The following is a 19,152-nucleotide window of genomic DNA, read 5'->3' as shown; positions in this document are numbered from 1 at the left end:
GAATAAATATGTGGCTAATAACAAAACTCCACCAAATCAGAATTGGTTTTTATATTATTTCCGTAAATTTCCAATAATGAAAGCGGAAGTTCTATTTGAAGAAATTCAAAGTTTCAACAAAAAACCTGTTCAGTTATTTTGTAAAATTTCAATAGGCGTGTTGGTTGTTGCGCTTGGTATTATTTTGCTCATTGATAAAGGCGAGCCCGGTTTATTGGCTACCATATTTTTCTGGGCATTGATTGTTTGTATCATCATTGCTTTTTTTACTTCCTTTAAAATGGTAACGCAAATACGCACCGACGGCATTTATATAAATTATTTGCCCCTTCAGCCCTGGTTTACCGGTTATTTATGGAATGATGTGCAAACTTTATACATGCGTAAATATGATGCGGCGCGTGAATATTTAGGCTGGGGAATAAAGCTTGGGCCAATGGGCTGGGCTTACATACATTCCGGAGATACGGGGTTGCAGCTTATTTTAAACGATGGTACAAAAGTTCTGATAGGCACACACCGTCCTGATGAAATGGAAGCGGTTTTACATTCTTTAAAATTGTTATAGCCGCATCGTTTTTTATCATTCAAACTCACTCCGAATAATCATGCACATATTTCCATCTTTCAGGCGAAGGCAAACATTCACGCCAGACGGAGTTAATTGTTTTTACAGGATGAAGTGTATAACCGGCCGTCATTAATTTATATGATTGAAAAATATCGGAGCCCCAGTGTTTCCAGCGTTCATCATGCGTGTAAGGATGAACAGCAATGGCTTCAGTTCTTGCGCCAAAAACACCACCCTGGATATGAACGCGTGGCAAATGATGTGCAAAGCCCATGTCTGCTGGATTACAACTTGGATATAAAGAACCTGTCATCGCAATTTTATTATTTTGAATGATGGGATTGATAAGATCGTCTATCCATGTAGCATCATACATACGCCCATGATTGGAACAGATGTAAATAAAATAAGGATGCTTGCACATTGAAACGGCAACATTCATAGCAGGCCCATACATAATATTATTGCCGGGCCATGCATAACTGTATTCAATATTGTGTTCTTTTAAAAAATCGTGTTGCTGCTTTTTATCTTCATCACTGTTATCAATCAATATTAGTTGGAACTGCCATGATGGATGTGCTTTTAAGGTAGGCAGCACATCACGTTGCATGCGTGTGTTAAACCTTTCAGCATTGTTGTGTGGAATCAGGATAATACTAACACCCAACTCATTTTCTTTTAACGGCGATTGCATAAATGTCGGTGGGGTTTGTAATGGTGTCAATCATAAAAAATTCAAATATGGAAAGCCAGTCAGCCAGCATATCGTAATGAACATTATGATAATATTCGCCCTCATATAAATTCGGCCCGCCATCCACACAGGAATGCGTTGCCCTGCCTTTTCCGGCCGCAGTAATTAGAAATATACCGCCACGATCCAATATATCAAATGCCGTTTTGCAAATATCCTGTCCTTCATTAGTATGTTCCAGCGTTTCGCAGCAAACAACCGTATCAAATTGCTCTTTAGGTTTTGGCCGCCATGTTGCTGCATTTCCAACAACATCCACATTAATGCCTTCCCGCACATCAACGCCAATATACCTGTCAGCATTTTTAAACAAAGGCCTTACAAGTCCATTGTGTGCATGGGCATTGTTATCCCAGATAACTGTTCTGCTCCCCAGTTCACAAACTTTTTTCCTGGGTGGTAATCTTTTCACCGCCCACTCAATAAAATAATAAGCGCCTGCATGCATAGATTTTGATTTAAATGATGAATTAAAATTCTTTAATTGTTTTTGTTATCAGCAAATGAATATATGGCATCACGGTTGTGTCACTCCCTTGTGCTCTTGTTTTTCATGGCAGCCAAAACCCTGAAAGTTTGAAACCCTCTGGCGGTTTATACTTTAATCTTTAATTTTTTTTATAACGATCAAACTGTTTACACAATCCACCTTTACATATTTATCACTTTGCATCAATTCATTTACAAACAATTTTACACCGGGGAAATAATCCGCGTAATCATGAAAAATTATATATGCTTCTTTCACTAAGCAGGCGGCAAACCGGTTAAAATCGTTTGATACATTTTTGTAATCGTGCAAACCGTCAATGAATAATAATGAAACAGGCTTACCCCAATTTATATTTAATGAGCAATCCCTGATTATCTCAACTAAGTCCATTATGCCCGCATCCTTAATATTTTTCTTAAAGCTGTTATAAGAAGATGGGTATGTGAAAATTGTATAGTCTTCTGCTCCTTGCTTTCCATCATGCGGATCAATAGAAAATATCTTTCCTGCAGGTGAATAATGTTTCAGCACACTTCCAAAAAGCACTGTTGATTTTCCATGAAAACAACCAACTTCTGTAATAGTTACCGGCTGTTTAAATTGCGTGCAGGCTTTAATAGTTGTGGCAATTAATAAATCTGCCTCCTCATCTGTAAGCCATCCTTCTATCTTTCTTATTTTATTTAATAAGGGTAATACGGGCAGCATTTCTTTTGTTGCAGGTTGTTCACCTTTTGCTTCAATTGCATAATCATTTAAATAATGTCTTATTCTTTTGCGCAGTATGTCATTGTATTCTCTTTTAACAGGGTGCATCCAGAAAGTATCTTTTTTATTTAAAGCACAGTCAACATCTTTTATTGAGAAAGCTTTCTGGTATTTAACATATTCATAGTTGCAGGGATTACGTGCAATCTTATATCCCAAAAGCGCTGTTAATGTTGGCAATACGACTTCTTCAGTCGCCCATAATTTTGTTTGACGCATGACAGATTGCAGCGTTTTATCTTTTTTAAATAACTGAATAAGATCGCGGGAAGCTGAAGTTGAAAAAACGCATGATGGCCAGAATGTCCAGTGAACAAATTTGTTTTCACCATCTTTAAATTTTTTTAGAAGCGGCTTCCATAAGTCCTGTTCTTTAAACGCTTGTATGGCCGGCCAAACTTCCGTGTTCAGCTCATTGCTCGTTATACGTTGAGGCTTGTTTGAAAGCATTCCAACATTTTCCTCAAATACAGATGATGTTTTAAGATAGTTTGAATAATTTTTCTTCAGCATCAGTTGATCAGAATCAACCATGGTAATCGAATCAAACCTAAAATTATTTAAAGCATATTCCATGCAATGCAGCGCAAAATTGTGCAGGTAGCCATGCTGCGTTAAAGCTGGCTCAGGGTGAATAACGGCATTATATTTTTCAAAATTAACGCTCCCCTCAAAAAGGTTTCTATCGCTGCCGCCATTGTATAAAATTATGGTTGATGAAGGATCGTTATAGTGCAGGTTTTTTACAAGATCAACTATGCATTCTTTGCTGTTATGTACAAGGCAGGCAAATATATTTTTAAAAGTGCCGGTTTGAAGAGGAGGGTTCTCATCATTATTCTTTTGAACAAAAATATGCTTCTCCTTATTGCTGCCGTTTGTATATAACATCCAGTCATGCTTCATTATTTTTTGCAGTTCTTCAACAGGATAATTATGCCACCATGCGCCTGTTGTTTTTTTAGGACTTACATTATTTTCATGAATTATATGCACGGCCATGCCCGGATTACTCAAAGCTTTAACCCGGCCCGGGGCTGCACCCCACACGAACAAGCCATCCATGCCCACATTAATATCCGCAAAGCGATTATTGCACCATAACTTTTTTTTATAGCATAAAGAGCTTCCCAATAACCACATACGCTGACTGGCAGGATAGATATAACGATAGCCAAGATTATTATGCATATCATAATAAAGCAGGTTGTTAATACCGCATACATCAACCTTTGGATTATTCAATGCTTCAACCTGGTATTGCAGGCGCGATGAGGCATACCAGTCGTCGTCATCCCAATTAGCAATTACATCGCCTTTGGCATAAGTGCAGGCCATGTTTAGTTTAGCACCCAATGTTAATTTCTTGCTCAGTTTAAAATACCTGATTGAAGTATCTGCGGGAACCAGGTCTTCAACAATATCGCTGCCATCATCGATAATGATTAATTCCTTATTAGAGTAATCCTGCCTTAAAAAATATTCAATAGCATGAGGTATAAACTTTCGCCTGTTATAAGTGGGCATTATACAGGAAACCAGCGGCAGTGTGTTTGTGTTTTTCAATAAGTCAGCATGCATGACCTGTCATTTTAAATGATGATCAAAAAAATAAAAACATTTTATGGGGAATTGAGAGGCGATGCTTTTCACTATCTAAGTTAGTACTTAAGTTTTTATAAGCAAATATTTGTATTGATTTTTATTTGTGTGATTAAAAAAGCTCATGCAGCATGTTATATTTCGTCTAATATGTGCGACAATTTAATAAAAACACATCAGCTATTTTCAATAAAACATTTACATTTATTGTGCTAACCTTTTTTCAATTGGTCTTTGTTTAGCTGAATAAATTTATGCTTACCAGCCTGATCAATAATAAACGAGATACACCGTCTGTTAACAATAATAAACAGTTTTTCTTTCAGCCAAAACTTACGATCAACCAGCCAAATGATATCTATGAACAGGAAGCTGATGCCATGGCGGATCGTGTAATACATGATAATCCTGTTGAGCAACCATCTTTTTTCAGGCCATCTATAACAAACGTTCAGCGTAAATGTGCGCATTGCGAAGAGGAAGAGAAAAAAGTGCAGCGAAAAGAGACGGATACACTAAATACAGTTCCGGAAAAAGCAAGCAGCCAGTTGCAGGAAACTAAAGGCGGCGGCATGGCATTAGACCGTCAAACCCGCCAATTTATGGAAACCCGTTTCAACGCTGATTTTAGCGGGGTGCGTATTCATGCCAATAATACTGCCGCTGAAATAAGCCGCAGTATTAACGCAAAAGCATTTACTACAGGCAACGATATTTATTTTAATAAAAATGAGTATGATCCTGCTTCAAATAAAGGCAGGCATTTATTGGCGCATGAACTTACACATACGCTGCAGCAAACAGGTACAATTCAAAGAAAGACCGATTGCAGCTATGAAAAATTTGAACATGAAATAACGGGTGTTGGTGCAGCGTTAAAATATCTGAAGGCAACGCCGGATGCAGAAGCCAGTAATTTTCCCGGCGAAGCTATAATTGACGGAGATATTGTAACTGTAAAAAATGAAGGCGGGGCACTTACTTACAACAACATAAAAAACTGTACCTGGGCCTGGGTTGAAGTGCCGGGTAAACACTCAACCGATAAAAATTATCCTGTACTGCATGGTTTTATTGAAACCAAATATTTAAAGAATAAAACAGCTCCTGAACCCTCTCTGCCTGAGCCTGCAAAACCAGTATCGGAAACCATTTCTTTTATCGAGGGCCCTGAAATCATTTATCCCGGCGGCCAGTTTGAATATACAGCGCATGCTATGGCGCCGTTGCAAACGCCTGTAAATTTTTCAGGCGTTAAATGGGCATTTCAATACAACAATGAAGCCGTTAATAATTTTGATACCAGCAAAGGATTGTCAGTTGATGATAACATGGCAACATTAAATGTTTTTATTCCGGCTGGGAAAAAAGCAGAGAAGATTACCATTTTTGCCTATGCAACATCTCCTGAAAATGGCGCATCCAAAGAAAGTATTTTAAAGCCTGTATCGGTTGTTGAATCTGAAAAAGATAAAGGTAAAAACGCAGATGGCACTGTTGCCGATGATATGAAACATGGAGATTTTACGCCTGACCAGGTCAAGGACATCGGCCTGTCATTTAAGCTTGATTACCTGGTTTCTTATAGCGATGATCAATTGTTTACGTTTTTAAAAGATATGGCTTCAACGCTCTTTTCTGTTGGCGAACTTGAAACTAATGCATTGGCTATGATAGATCATTTTAAAGACAATACGGGCGCTGATTACTCCAGCCCTGCACTTACCAAAGCAGTGGAAGAACACGAAGCCACGAAAAGATTTATTATGTATGTAAAGATGGAGCTGAGTAAAAAGGTATTGGCCGAAAAAGAAGGTATAAAACAAACTGCAGTTACAAAAGGTGCATTGGAAAAATACCGCCCTGTATTTAATTCTACCGGCGATACGTTTGCAGGCGGTTTAACCTTTGCGATTAATGATACATGGGCCTATCAATCTGAAATAACTTATCTGGATTATAAGAATGACAAAGATTTCAAGGGTAAATTAAAAGTAACGTTGTATGATGATTTTGGGCTGGATAAACCGGATGTGGAAAAGAAATATGGTTATCTCCAGGGCTTCAGGGCATGGTTTATATTACAGCACGACAGGGGTTATAAACCATTTATCACCGTGGTAGAAATGGAAGTTCCTTTTGATGAATCCATTGCTGAAATAGAACCAAAAATGAAGGCGGAAGAACAGGCGGCAAAAGACAGGGCTGAATATGAAAAAACATTTAAGCATCCGCCCAGCGGTGCAAAATATTAATGCAATAACTATTGAAACAACAGGCTATCATAAAAACACCGGAAAATACCATTGGCCATCCGCATAAACGGAATGAACAGTTTTTCTTTCAGCCAAAACTTACGATCAATCAGCCAAATGATATCTACGAACAGGAAGCTAATGCCATAGCGGATCATGTAATACCTGATAATGCTGTTCAACAATCTTTTTTCAAGCCATCTATAACAAACGTTCAGCGCAAATGCACCCATTGCGAAGAGGAAGAGAAAAAAGTGCAGCGAAAAGAAACAGGCAAAACAGAAAATTATATTAATACACTTTCAGGCGGGGAAGTTTTAAGCAATAAAGAAAGAAGTTTTTTTGAATCGAAAATAGGATACGATTTTTCCGGTGTTAAACTGCACACGAACACCGAAGCCAATCAGTCTGCAAAAAATATAAATGCACTCGCTTACACGCATGGCAATAATATTGTATTTGGTGAGGGGCAATATCAACCTGATACAGATGCCGGTAAACGATTGTTGGCACATGAGTTAACCCACGTGGTGCAGCAGGGCGCACATAATTCAACTGCAACTGTTCAAAGAGATGTAGGATGGGCGAGAAGCGCTTCTGGCAAGCCTTACGGCGATCCAATTACAGGATATACTAATGAAAGGGTGGATGAAACTATTTCCAATGCCCCTGATGAACACAAGGAATGGAATCTTACTACCTGGTGGTATTCCAAATTCAGCGTGTCGTACGACTTGAATACAAATACAGTAACAGCAAATGTTAAGTTATATACTACTGCAAACGCTGCGACAAAAGCAGCCTGGGAAAAAGCAATTGAAGACAAGTGGAGTAAAAAATATAAGATACAGGAGTTGAATGCAGAGGGCAAAGAAATAAGTAAGAAAGATATTATAATAGATGTGCAGTGGGTTGCTAAACCGGAAGACGCACATTATACTATTACTCCTGCCAAAGCAGGCAATACCACAGATGGCAGAGCGGGTCTTGGTGGCACTTCTTCCATGACCGACTGGGGCGAAAAAGATACGGTTGATATAACGCATGAATTCGGGCACATGCTTGGCAACACCGAGGAATATTTTACTACGAATAACGTGGATTATACTGAAGGCGGAAAAAAGCAGGGGTGGCGTGCAAAAGGCGGCGGTGTTATGAATAATCCTGCTGAAAATCCTTCGCCCAGGCATTATGAAGCTATACGCAAATCAGTGGTAAAACTGCTCTTTGCAGAAGACAAAAATATTAAAGTGATTTAGGCGCTCGATCCGCTTAAAACAAAATGTAAATAATGATGCAAAAGAATATCCTGCAGGCTGGTAATATATCATTGCATTCTCAGAAGAATAATCCTGCTTTCTTTCAGCCAAAACTTTCTATTAACCAACCCAACGATGTGTATGAACAGGAAGCAGATGAAGTAGCCGATAAAGTAATGCGCATGCAAGATGCTTCTCCTGAAAAAAAATTCTTTTCACCACCACTTTTTCAGCGTAAATGTGCACATTGTGAAGAAGAGGAAAGAAAAAAGCTGCAGCGGAAAGAAGACAGCAGCGACTCTTTAGGCGCACATGCGCATGCCGAAGCATACATCCATAATTTAAAGGGAGGAACGCCTTTAAATGGAGAACAAAAAGATTTTTTTGAATCAAGAATGGGTTATGATTTTTCAGACGTGCGCATTCATAACGACAACAGCGCTCATCAATCTGCAAAAAATATTAATGCACTCGCCTATACACATGGCAATAATATTGTTTTCGGTTCGGGCCGGTACCAGCCTGCAACAGGTGAAGGCAAAAGATTAATGGCGCATGAATTAACACATGTGGTGCAGCAAAAAAACAATTCAATTCAACCTAAAACAATACAGCGAAAACCCGCCAGCATTCAGGTGCCTGTTCCCGAAACTGTAGAGGACTGGAAGCCTCCTGCAGATGTTGAATTTCAGTGGAAGAATGAAGCCCTGCGTAAAATAATTTATCCTGAAAGGGAGCAAAGCCTGCGGGTCTTCCTGGAGCTTGTAAAGAAGTTTGAACTGAAAGGTTACTTAACGAACCCCGACACCACTTCAAACGATGATATGATTGCAATGCTTGAAGCGGATAAGAAAGCGCTTGAAGAAAGTTCAAAACAGTATGCAGATGAAAAAAGCAATTTACAGGCATCCGTGCCGGTTGACGAAATAGAGCTGGCTGATCTGAAGAAGCAAAGAACGCAGGCCCAAAAAGATTTCTCATCATTAATAAAAAAAGGAACCGAAACTGGTGATCTATATGCTGCAAGAACAAAAAAACAAAAAGATATTCAGCAGCAGATTAAAAACGCAGATTCTGCGCAGGAGAACCTCGATTACCTTGAACTTAAAAAGAATAAATTAAGCCAGTCAGATTATGAAAAGAAGAAAAAATATTATGAAGACAAACGCGACGCGGCTATAACAGCAAGACAAAATATTGAAACTGAACTGGCGCCGGTGAATGAACAATATGAACAATTAATTGCACCCCAGGAACAGCACGTAGAAGCCTTTAAAAAAGACATCCCGGAAAAGGAAAAAGAAATAAAGGAAGCAAAAGCCCGTATAAAAGCGCTTACAAAATTAATAAGTGATGCTTCAGATGATAGTAAGAAGATAGCGCAAATGATTTCAAAAGTGCAATCAGGTAAAGTAAAACCCGGCGATAAGCAATCATTAACAGACTGGCGGTTAAAAAAATACCGGGAAACGATAAGTTCGATGGATCATGACCAGCTTTTGACAGATGTGGTAGCTGCATTTGAGCGGCATGCTTCCAGCGGTTATTTTCCTTCATGGTTATTGTATGTAGTGGTGCAGTTCTCAGGAATGCGTTATGCAAGCGCGCATGGCACATGGGATAAAAGCCCGCAAAGCCTGCTTGCCGAATTGAAAGATGAAGAAATAAATACAGCTGATGATGATACCCGCAAAGCCTTCCAGGGTGAAGCAATGCAGGAGCTTTCTGCTAAAGAAACCAAAGCTGTGAAAGGCCTGTGGCCGGGCGTCAAGAAAAGATTATCAAAAGCAGATATACCTGTATTTGAAAAATTTGAGCCGCTGCATGAATTATTAATACAGGACTATATAAAACTTGCAGGCGCAGAAAAAGGTACAGATGTTTATGAGGATATAATAAAAAGCATTGGCTCAACAGAAAATAGTATAGCGGCTTTGCAAACAGAATTTTCTTCAAAAGGCTGGTCATTGCTTGTATCTAAACAGAAAGACGAGACAGCAATGCTGATAGAGATTTACAGGAAAAATGCAAAAGCAAAGCTTATGGAAATAAGCAACCCTAAAGCGCTTGCCATGTTGAAAAAAATGCATAGCGATGGACAAATTCCTGATTATGCCTGGAAAGAAATAACCAGTTTTACAGAGTTGAAATTTGAAATAAAAGACCCGGCTGACCTGGTGGAAAAAGACCAGCGTGGATTAAAGAATGTTACGGTGGATGCGGATGCTGAGGCCATTGCAACGCTATCCAAATGGAAACGTATTTTAAAAGCATGGCACAGTTCAGGCACGGCATGGCGGGCACAAAACCAGGAAACACTTTCAGAAGCTGTAATGACATCACTGGTGTGCGACCAGATAGGCAGTGTTGCACAACATAGCCGGGGTATAGATTTCGGCAAAGTAAACCCTTATGGCGGCCCTGGTGGTTTGCGCAATAATGCCATGTTTTATTATGAAATATCAAAAGGAAAAGATGCGCCTGCCACCTCAATGCCGGCAGATAAGAAATCGCTTTGCCCCACAGACCCCGGCCAGCCTTTCTTTAAAAGGCCTAAAAAAATAGAAGACTTTCCGTGCGGCGCTAGTATATTCTGGACAACATGGTCTGACGTTGGCATCACAAAAGATTACGGAAAATTTTATAAGGAAAAAGAAAAGCCTGTGCTTGATAAGATAAGAAGGCTTGCAGATGAAAGAAAAAAACTGCTTGATAAAGGTGATGCTAAAAAAGAACTGCCAAAGATTGAAAAAGAACTTGCAGATATCAATACAGAAAGAAAAAAAATGCTTGCTGAAAGAGCGGGCATGGCAGTATTTCAGGAACAAACAACAAAAGGTTTTATCCCGGATTTATCAAACATCGTTTCCGCTTTTCCTGAAAAAGAATTGCAGTTGTTTGACAGCGAAATAGTTTATGATGAAACGAATGCAGGCGGCCAGGATATTGCCACTTACAAAGAGAATTCATTTGAAATAACAGACGGGTTAAAACGCAATGGCTGGACTTATTCAATTAATGATACAAGAATTACACGCACTGTTGGTAAAGGAGACAAGGCTAAGCAACTGTCGTTTGGAAGCGTGATGCGCGTAAAGCCAAACCCAAATGCGGGTGTTTGCCCTGATGGCGAAAAAAGCTGCCCTTTAAATTTTGATGATAAGCCAGATCCAAAACTGATAAAACAATGGCTTACCTGGAGGCACCAGGCAACCGTTGCCTTTGTAATACCCGATGAAAATAAAGTGGTGACATTCGATACATCGGGAAGCTTTGGCGGAACAGCCATTAAAGGCTTAACGTTAAGAGAACGTTCTTTAAGCAGCATGATAAGTGAAAGTAACTTGTTTGTGGGTTATCATCCTGAAGAAGCAAGAGACCTTTCAGGCTATACTGATAAAGATAAAATTTTAGATAAAGATGCCAAACCGCCTGCATCATCATCTACTCCAATTATTCAACCCAAGCTCGAGATTAACCAGCCTGATGATATGTATGAGCAGGAAGCAGATGCTATGGCAGATCATGTAATGCGGATGACCGATAATGATGCTTTTCAGCCAGCTTTTTTCAGGCCGCCTGTAACAAACGTTCAGCGTAAATGCGCTCATTGTGAGGAAGAAGAAAAGAAAGTACAGCGTAAAGAAAGTAATAATGCACCGGCTGAAGCAACGTTACAGACAGAAAATTACTTAAGGTCGCTTTCACCAGGCAGGCCGTTAAATAAAGAGGAAAAAAGTTTCTTTGAGCCAAGGATCGGCTACGATTTTTCAGGGGTGCGATTGCATACAGATGACGCTGCCAACCGCTCTGCAAAAAGCATAAACGCATTAGCTTATACGCATGGTAATAATATTGTGTTTGGTGCAGATCAATATAAACCAGGCAGTGAAGGTGGCAAAAGATTGCTTGCACACGAATTAACGCATGTGGTGCAGCAACAAAACAATTCAATTCAGAGAAAACCGGCAAAGGATATAAAGTATGAGCGTTTTCCGTGGATTGGGCGTATCAATGCAAAGTATTCAGCGGCTTTAAGAAGTTCGCCGGCTAAAGATGCAGATGACCCGCATAAAAACACCATTGCCGATTTGCCTTATGAAGATTTTGTAGATGTTACGGGTTACGAACATGGATGGCTTAAAGTTCAGGCCACTGTAAATGAAAAAGAAGTTACAGGTTATGTTTCAAGGGAACTGGTTGATTTTAACCGCTGGGATATGGAGCCCGAAGCAATAAAAACAGGACTTACCATGCGGGAGGCGTTTGTGGTTTTAAAAAGAGCTGAAACAAAAAGGAAAACTGATAAAGCCTATAAACCTGACGATAAGGAAAAAGAAAAAATTGATGCAGCCATTGCTACGGTAAAGGGCGAACCAAAATACCAGGTGAATGAAACGACTTACGAAATTGCATTTGCTGCGGCAGGTGGCAATAAAATCAAAGTAACAACTATCCAGGATTTTGTATTGTTTGTTGAAGCTGTTGAAAAACAATACCCGGCAGCATCGCCTAAAGAAGTTATCAGCGAAATAAGGCAGCTATGGTTTTCCGATGAAAACTGGTCGGTGCTGGTTGACAGTGAAGGTATAAGGGATAACAATGTACAGATTGACATTGAAACTGCGCCCAATCCAATTGCTTTGATGTTTGATATGAAAGATCTTGCGCCCGCTGCCGAAGGAAGAATACTCTCCACACCGATGGGCGATGTAAATATCGGGCATGTACTGGCCGGAATTGATGCACGTTTAAGTGGTGCACCCGCTAAATTTCCAAAAGATCATTTAAGCAAAGCCGGCATGGGCGCTGAATTTAAATATGAAAAGCTGAAAGAATTTGATAATGGCGACCCCACCGCATTTGCAACGTTCGCCGGAGATTTAGGGCAGGCTTTTGCTTTGTATTTATATGACCGGTATGATAAAAATGATAAAGACGCCCGCCTGTGGCAATATGTAAATGAATATGCAAAACCAGAAGAACTGTTGGGTGATATTCATGGATATATTGCAGCGCAGGTTGCTGCAGATATAAGGGCAGCCGGTAACAGCCCCACCGGTTCAGAAATAAAGGCTTCGAATATTATAAGGGATATGTATCTTGTTGATAAGTCGTCTGTGAAAACGACGTACGAATCATATCTTGAAAAAGTTGCAAAGCCATCCAAAGATTTAAAGTCTTACATCTATAGTGAATCGATAAGCTTTGCTAATTTGTGGTATGCGAAGGTTGCCGTTGAAAATTCAGGAACAATATGGCTTCCGGGAGATTTGTTTGAAGATGCCATTCGTGATTTTTCTGAAAAGTTCGACAGGAATGAACGGGATGCTGATGCCGATGACACACTTTCAGGCTTAACAGATAAACTTATAAATATGGCTAATGGAAAACTAAGATGAAAATTGCGACACAATATAATCACAGCTTTGATTAACGGTTTCAATAAACTGCTTAAATTCATTAACCGTTACAATTAATTTTAGTAAATAATTATGCTAACCACAAAACAGAAACACGAAACCGGAACTGAGAACGCAAGAACTAACAACGGGATATTCTTCCAGCCAAAACTTTCAATCAACCAGCCGGATGATGTGTATGAGCAGGAAGCCGATGCTGTGGCAGATAAAGTAATGCGGATGAACGATAGCGCTTTTCCACAACAATCTTTTTTCAGGCCGCCGGTTAATATTCAGCGCAAATGCGCCCAGTGTGAAGAAGAAGAGAAGGCACAACGTAAAGAAAGCAACAGTGGCCAGCCAACGGCCGTAAATGAACAAGCTGAAAATTATATCAGCAATCTTTCGGGCGGCGCTTCATTAAGTACAGAGCAAAAAAGTTTTTTCGAATCCGGTATAGGATATGATTTTTCTGATGTAAAAATTCATACCAACAGCGAGGCCCGTCAATCAGCAAAAAACATTAATGCACTTGCTTACACGCATGGCAGTAATATTGTGTTTGGCGAAGGGCAATATCAACCCGATACAGATGCTGGTAAAAAATTGCTGGCGCACGAATTAACGCATGTAGTACAGCAAAAAGGAAACGCTATGGTGCAGCGGCAGGAAGTGATTGAGATGCCTGCAACAACCATACATTCCGGCATGCCTTCAGACCTCAGTTCACTCAGCACACCGCCGCCACCCGGCAGTATGACAATGGCTGTTGACACGGCACATATTGAACTCAACAGCCAGTTACCAACTACTGTTTTACCTTTTACAACCGGCGGCTGGAACGGCAATGATATTGCCAATAAATTAGGTCAATACGACCGTATTCCCGGCACAGACAGCGATGCTGTAAGATGTGTGCAGGCGGTGGCTTTAATGAGCCATATATTAATGGGGCCTGCTGCTGCTATTGGTTATCTAAATTCTATTTCACTGCAGGGAATGTTAAGTGCAGGCGGCATGACCGCAAGAGTACGTACAGCCCTGCGTGTGATTGATTATGTGAAAAGACAGATTGAAACGCGGCACGCAACCTACGGCGATATGTATTGGGCTATGGAAGCCGTGCACGATTTGTTTTATGCCGATGATAAAGGCACGCCTGCAACAAACGCAGGCACAGTCCGTGAACAGATCACACCCATGCTCGACACTGCACAAACTATGACAAATATGGATGTGTGGTGCGCTACCGGCGCAGAGTTGCTAAGCCAGGCCGCTTCCTTACAACCCGGAGAACAGTTTATGCTTAACTCATGGAATGTATCATTTAATTCTGTATTTGATGAAGCCGGTGTGCCAACAACACAGCAGCGTTTAAGATATACGCAAACTGATGAACGGGATCGTCCGTTGCGAACTGTTTCCATCCGCAGAATTGATACCACCACCGGAAAGCCAAATGCTTCTGCTATTGATTTGAACAGGGACAGGAAGCATGGCCACCAAATGCTGATATTTAAAGATGCAGCAGATAGTCACATCAAACTGTATGAGCCGGAACTTACGGTTAGCGGTAATCATTTATTTGATTTAACGGCAGATACTTCTGTTATTGACCGCATGCTGTTTTTTGACCAGCCCAGTTTTGAATTGTTTGAATATGTACAGTTGTGGGGAAAGATGAGCCCGGCAACAGCTTCTCCGTTTACATCAGGCAGTTTATAAGTTTTAATTTTTGTTTTAAACAGATAAAATTTTGAAAACGAATTACTCCAATATCATTGCTTCTGTAAATTTTCTTGCAAACCTGCTGCAGCAGCGGCTGGATATTTTCTTTGGCAAAACAGAATCGGCAGCGATAAATTTTCCATCACTATCCTTGAATAATGATAATTCTTTATTGTGTCAATTGTTTGAACGCAAAGACGTTACGGCTGAGGAGAAAGTAATTTTTTTAATTACGCTGGTGCCGCATATCCAGCCCAATTTTTATGACAATATTATTCAGCAATATTTACCACAGGGTGGCGATTTTGCCGAGATAGGAGGGGTGAAGGGCACATCACAACGCAGTATGCTGCCCACAGGAGAAACAGCGCAATTTATTTTAGCGGGAAACAGCATAGAGAAAAGACTGGAGATTCAACAATTGCTTTTGCATAAAAGCTATCTTATAAAAGAGGGAATCATTCAATTGGAAAAAGTAAAAGACGGAGATCCTTTAATGAGTGGTAAAATTATACTGAGTGAAGAATACATCACTGCATTCATTAATGGCGGTGATGCGGAAATAAAATTCGGCCCCGATTTCCCGGCAAAAAAAATTACCACGCAAATGCAATGGGAAGATGCTGTATTAAACAATACAACTTCCAGCCAGATTAATGATATAATGATCTGGATGCAGCATAACGCAAAGCTGCTGGAAGATGAGGTGATGAAAAGAAAGATAAAGCCGGGTTACCGCGTTTTATTTTATGGCCCGTCCGGTACCGGCAAAACACTTACAGCCACTTTATTGGGCAATCATTTTAACAGGGATGTTTACCGGATCGATCTTTCGCAGGTAGTGTCGAAATATATTGGTGAAACGGAAAAGAACCTTGAAAAGGTTTTTTCAAAGGCAGAGTATAAAAACTGGATATTATTCTTTGATGAAGCGGATGCTTTGTTTGGCAAAAGAACGAGTGTGCAAAATTCCCACGACCGTTATGCTAACCAGGAAGTAAGTTATTTGTTACAGCGCATTGAAGATTATTCAGGCTTACTCATACTGGCCAGTAATTTTAAAAATAATATTGACAGCGCTTTTGTGCGCCGCTTTCATACAACCGTTTATTTTCCTATGCCTGATAACAGGGAAAGGCTTTTGCTTTGGGAAAAGTCAATGCCCGGTAATTTGAAAATTGACCCGCAGGTAGAACTGGCTGATCTTGCGAATAAATATGAACTTACCGGTGCAGGCATATTAAATGTAATGCACTATGCAATGCTTAAAACAATTGCCGCAAACGATGATTATATAAGGCAAAAAAGTATAACAGAGGGCATTAAAAGAGAGCTGCGTAAAACCGAGAGAACTATTGCCTGAATTTACTTCAGTTCAAATTCCATTTTCATGGCCGATATACATTGCTGTATATAGTCTGTTATAAACATAACATCTTTGGGTATAAGATCTGTTTGCGTAAACTTCAGCGCCCGCTGCTCCACCTTCCGGATAATATCTTTAATTGGCTCCAGGTTAAAGAGGTCGATACTGGCCTTCATTTTATGCGCGAAAAAGTAAACTTTTTCCCAATTGCTTTCTGCACATGCTTTTTCGAGACCGGCATTGCTTTCAGGCATGTGCTGCACAAAAAGTGAGGCCATAAATTTTACAAACTCCTGGTCGGCATTGTGGGTACGAATTAAAAGCGCCGTGTCGTATAGTTTTGCTACTTCAGGCATTGGTTTTGCGTTTTTCAGTTTTCAGCCCGTAATTGTTGATCATTCTGTATATGGTTGATTTGCCAACGTCTAATTTGCCGGCAACTTTTAATACATCATAATCGTATTCATCAAGGTACTGTTGAATTAATTTAATAGTATATTCTTTTAAAGTATAGTTACCATTCTTTGTATGATTTACTTTAAGAGGCGTGAAATGTATCTGCAAATCGTTTTCTTCAATTTGCTCTCCATCGGCCATAACGCAGGCCAGTTCTATAATGGATTTTATTTCTCTTATGTTCCCGGGAAAGGTATAGGTTAAGAGCTTTTGCTTGGCATCGAGCGACAAATGTTTTTTGCCGAGGCCGTTCTCCTTACAAAACTGGTCAATAAAATATTTTGCTATCAGTAAAATATCATTATCACGTTCCCGTAACGGCGGCAACACAATAGGCAAACCCAGCAGGCGATAATATAGATCTTCCCTGAAGTTTCCTCTGGTTATTTCTTCTTTTAAGTTACGGTGTGTGGCCACTATGATACGGACATTAGTTTTCACAATTTCATTACTGCCTATACGGGTAATTTCTTTTTCCTGCAGGGCACGTAATAGTTTCGCCTGCAAATTTATGTCCATTTCTCCAATTTCATCAAGAAATAAAGTGCCGTTGTGCGCTTCCTCAAATTTACCGATGCGCCGGTTAGCTGCGCCGGTAAACGATCCTTTCTCATGACCAAACAATTCGCTTTCCAACAAATCTTTCGGAATGGCTGCAACATTTACAGGAACAAACGGGTATTTTTTTCTTTCAGAATTAAAATGAATGGCTTTTGCCACCAGTTCCTTACCCGTTCCTGTTTCGCCGGTAATGGAAACGGTAATATTCGTAGCAGCAGCTTTTTCCATAAGGCCAAAAACCTTTTTAATGGCGCTGCTGTTACCAATAATGGCGTTTTGAAAATTGTATTTGCGTTCAACCTGCTGCTTTAAATTTTCCACTTCTTTTTTAAGGGCAAAATTTTGTTTCAGGTTTTGAATGGCCATCCAGAGCCTTTGCTCTGTGCCTGCATCTTTTACTATATAATCGTGAACACCTTTTTTAAAAAGATCAATGGCCACCTGTATATCTTCCTGTCCCGAAATAATGATGACCTCTGTTTCCGGCGATACATCTTTAATTTGGGTAAGCAAAGAATCGCCCTTTATATCAGGCATAAAATAATCCAGCGTGATAATATCGGGTTTTTCGTGAAGTGACGCGTTTAATGATTTAGCAGAGTAAAATTTCTTAACCTCGAACTCAGGATTAAGTGATAAATAATAAGCTAATTTGGCAGCATAAATCTCATCATCGTCAACCACAAATATGCGAACGGCTTCCCTTAGCATAAAAGGATTTTAAGTTTGCAATATAAATATTTGCCCTTCTTTTTACAATTTAATCCAAACCTAATTTTAACCGTTTCTACCTTTTTACTATTTAGCTCAAGCACAAACTATATTTTTGTTGAATGGAAGTTACGTCTGAAATGATTGACCGTCTTGCGGTACTGGCAAAGCTAAAATTTTCTGAAGAAGAAAAAAAGGAATTGAACGCCGATCTTGAACGGATGATTGAATTTGTGGAGAAGCTTAAAGAAGTAGATACAACCGGCATAGAGCCATTACTGCACATAACAGATGCCGTAAATGTGTTACGCGAAGATGAAGTGAAGCAAACAATCACCAGGCAGGAAGCTTTGCTGAATGCACCGTTAACCGACGGAAGCTTTATTAAAGTTCCTAAAGTAATTAAGAAAGAAACCGAATAAATTCATCCTTATACAATAAAAATTATGCAGCCGGTTATTGAGTTAAACGACATCAGGAAAACTTATTTTATGGGCCATAACTCGCTTGAAGTGCTTAAAGGCATTACGCTTTCCATTCAGCGCAATGAATATGTTGCACTGATGGGCCCGAGCGGCAGCGGCAAAAGTACGCTGATGAATATTCTCGGCTGTCTTGATACGCCAAGTGGAGGCCAGTATATCCTCAATGGAAAAGATGTAAGCAAAATGCCGGATGATGATTTGGCCGAAGTACGCAATACCGAAATAGGCTTCGTGTTTCAGCAGTTTAATTTATTGCCGCGTTTAACTGCTGCGGAGAATGTTGCATTGCCTTTAATATACGCAGGCATAAGTAAAAAAGACAGAACCGAACGCGCTATGGTGGCCTTACAAAAAGTTGGCCTGGCAGACAGGAGCCATCACAAACCTAATGAAATGAGCGGCGGCCAGATTCAGCGTGTTGCCATTGCAAGAGCGCTGGTAAACAATCCTTCATTATTACTGGCTGATGAACCCACCGGTAACCTGGATTCCAAGACTTCAAAAGAAGTAATGGAAATCTTTGGCCAGATACAGGCTGCGGGCAATACGGTTGTATTGGTTACACATGAAGAAGATATTGCTGAATATGCAAAACGTGTTGTGCGTTTGCGCGATGGCAATATTGAAAGCGATAACCTGAAAACAGTTAAAATAATGGCGGAGTAACAGCGGCTGTTAACTGTTATAAGGCCAGCATTATTGCCTTATATCTTTATCCATCAATTTATAACGGGCTCT

The 19,152-nt window shown here is 40.0% G+C and carries 13 protein-coding genes; 8 read left to right on the top strand and 5 right to left on the bottom strand.

Annotated elements, in window-relative coordinates; translation table 11 throughout:
• Nucleotides 1-76 precede the first annotated feature (76 nt).
• A complete protein-coding gene (locus ACTHN6_RS07420) occupies nucleotides 77-568 on the top strand; it encodes a hypothetical protein (RefSeq protein WP_440435105.1) in 492 nt (163 codons plus the stop codon).
• Between the two features lie 25 nt (nucleotides 569-593).
• Here the strand turns inward: ACTHN6_RS07420 and ACTHN6_RS07415 are convergent, their stop codons facing one another.
• The 3 genes from ACTHN6_RS07415 to ACTHN6_RS07405 form a co-directional block, all read right to left on the bottom strand.
• The gene (locus ACTHN6_RS07415) at nucleotides 594-1,268 is read right to left on the bottom strand and encodes a hypothetical protein (RefSeq protein WP_440435104.1); all 675 of its coding nucleotides are present in this window, start codon (nucleotides 1,266-1,268) and stop codon (nucleotides 594-596) included.
• A complete protein-coding gene (locus ACTHN6_RS07410; RefSeq protein WP_440435103.1) occupies nucleotides 1,243-1,776 on the bottom strand; it encodes a methyltransferase domain-containing protein in 534 nt (177 codons plus the stop codon). The genes ACTHN6_RS07415 and ACTHN6_RS07410 overlap by 26 nt, the downstream gene beginning before the upstream one ends.
• A gap of 153 nt (nucleotides 1,777-1,929) precedes the next feature.
• The gene (locus ACTHN6_RS07405) at nucleotides 1,930-4,170 is read right to left on the bottom strand and encodes a glycosyltransferase (RefSeq protein WP_440435102.1); all 2,241 of its coding nucleotides are present in this window, start codon (nucleotides 4,168-4,170) and stop codon (nucleotides 1,930-1,932) included.
• Nucleotides 4,171-4,445: 275 nt separating this feature from the next.
• Here ACTHN6_RS07405 and ACTHN6_RS07400 point away from each other — a divergent pair, with 275 nt between their 5' ends.
• The 5 genes from ACTHN6_RS07400 to ACTHN6_RS07380 all read left to right on the top strand — a co-directional run bounded on the left by ACTHN6_RS07400 (nucleotide 4,446) and on the right by ACTHN6_RS07380 (nucleotide 16,198).
• Entirely contained in the window at nucleotides 4,446-6,446 is a 2,001-nt protein-coding gene (locus tag ACTHN6_RS07400) for a DUF3289 family protein (protein WP_440435101.1), read from the top strand.
• An 11-nt stretch (nucleotides 6,447-6,457) separates the two neighbouring features.
• The gene (locus ACTHN6_RS07395) at nucleotides 6,458-7,705 is read left to right on the top strand and encodes an eCIS core domain-containing protein (RefSeq protein ID WP_440435100.1); all 1,248 of its coding nucleotides are present in this window, start codon (nucleotides 6,458-6,460) and stop codon (nucleotides 7,703-7,705) included.
• A gap of 32 nt (nucleotides 7,706-7,737) precedes the next feature.
• Nucleotides 7,738-13,107, top strand: a complete 5,370-nt coding sequence (locus tag ACTHN6_RS07390; RefSeq protein WP_440435099.1) for an eCIS core domain-containing protein — start codon at nucleotides 7,738-7,740, stop codon at nucleotides 13,105-13,107.
• 93 nt (nucleotides 13,108-13,200) lie between these two features.
• The gene (locus ACTHN6_RS07385) at nucleotides 13,201-14,832 is read left to right on the top strand and encodes an eCIS core domain-containing protein (RefSeq protein ID WP_440435098.1); all 1,632 of its coding nucleotides are present in this window, start codon (nucleotides 13,201-13,203) and stop codon (nucleotides 14,830-14,832) included.
• Between the two features lie 31 nt (nucleotides 14,833-14,863).
• Nucleotides 14,864-16,198, top strand: a complete 1,335-nt coding sequence (locus tag ACTHN6_RS07380; protein ID WP_440435097.1) for an ATP-binding protein — start codon at nucleotides 14,864-14,866, stop codon at nucleotides 16,196-16,198.
• A gap of 2 nt (nucleotides 16,199-16,200) precedes the next feature.
• Here ACTHN6_RS07380 and ACTHN6_RS07375 read toward each other — a convergent pair whose 3' ends face one another.
• On the bottom strand, nucleotides 16,201-16,557 hold the full coding sequence (locus ACTHN6_RS07375) for an Hpt domain-containing protein (protein ID WP_440435096.1): 357 nt from the start codon (nucleotides 16,555-16,557) through the stop codon (nucleotides 16,201-16,203).
• Nucleotides 16,550-17,929 (bottom strand): sigma-54-dependent transcriptional regulator, encoded by a 1,380-nt coding sequence (locus tag ACTHN6_RS07370; protein WP_440435095.1) that lies wholly within the window; start codon nucleotides 17,927-17,929, stop codon nucleotides 16,550-16,552. Before ACTHN6_RS07370 ends, ACTHN6_RS07375 begins: the two co-directional genes overlap by 8 nt.
• Before the next feature lie 122 nt (nucleotides 17,930-18,051).
• Between ACTHN6_RS07370 and gatC the strand changes: the two genes are divergently transcribed.
• The gene (gene gatC, locus ACTHN6_RS07365; RefSeq protein WP_440435094.1) at nucleotides 18,052-18,351 is read left to right on the top strand and encodes an Asp-tRNA(Asn)/Glu-tRNA(Gln) amidotransferase subunit GatC; all 300 of its coding nucleotides are present in this window, start codon (nucleotides 18,052-18,054) and stop codon (nucleotides 18,349-18,351) included.
• A gap of 24 nt (nucleotides 18,352-18,375) precedes the next feature.
• Nucleotides 18,376-19,080, top strand: coding sequence for an ABC transporter ATP-binding protein (locus ACTHN6_RS07360; protein ID WP_440435093.1), 705 nt, complete (start codon nucleotides 18,376-18,378; stop codon nucleotides 19,078-19,080).
• The last annotated feature ends 72 nt before the right edge of the window (nucleotides 19,081-19,152 follow it).

The organism is Parafilimonas sp., assembly GCF_051953455.1.
In the GTDB taxonomy this organism is placed as follows: domain Bacteria; phylum Bacteroidota; class Bacteroidia; order Chitinophagales; family Chitinophagaceae; genus Parafilimonas.
This window is presented reverse-complemented; position numbering and strand designations above follow the sequence as displayed.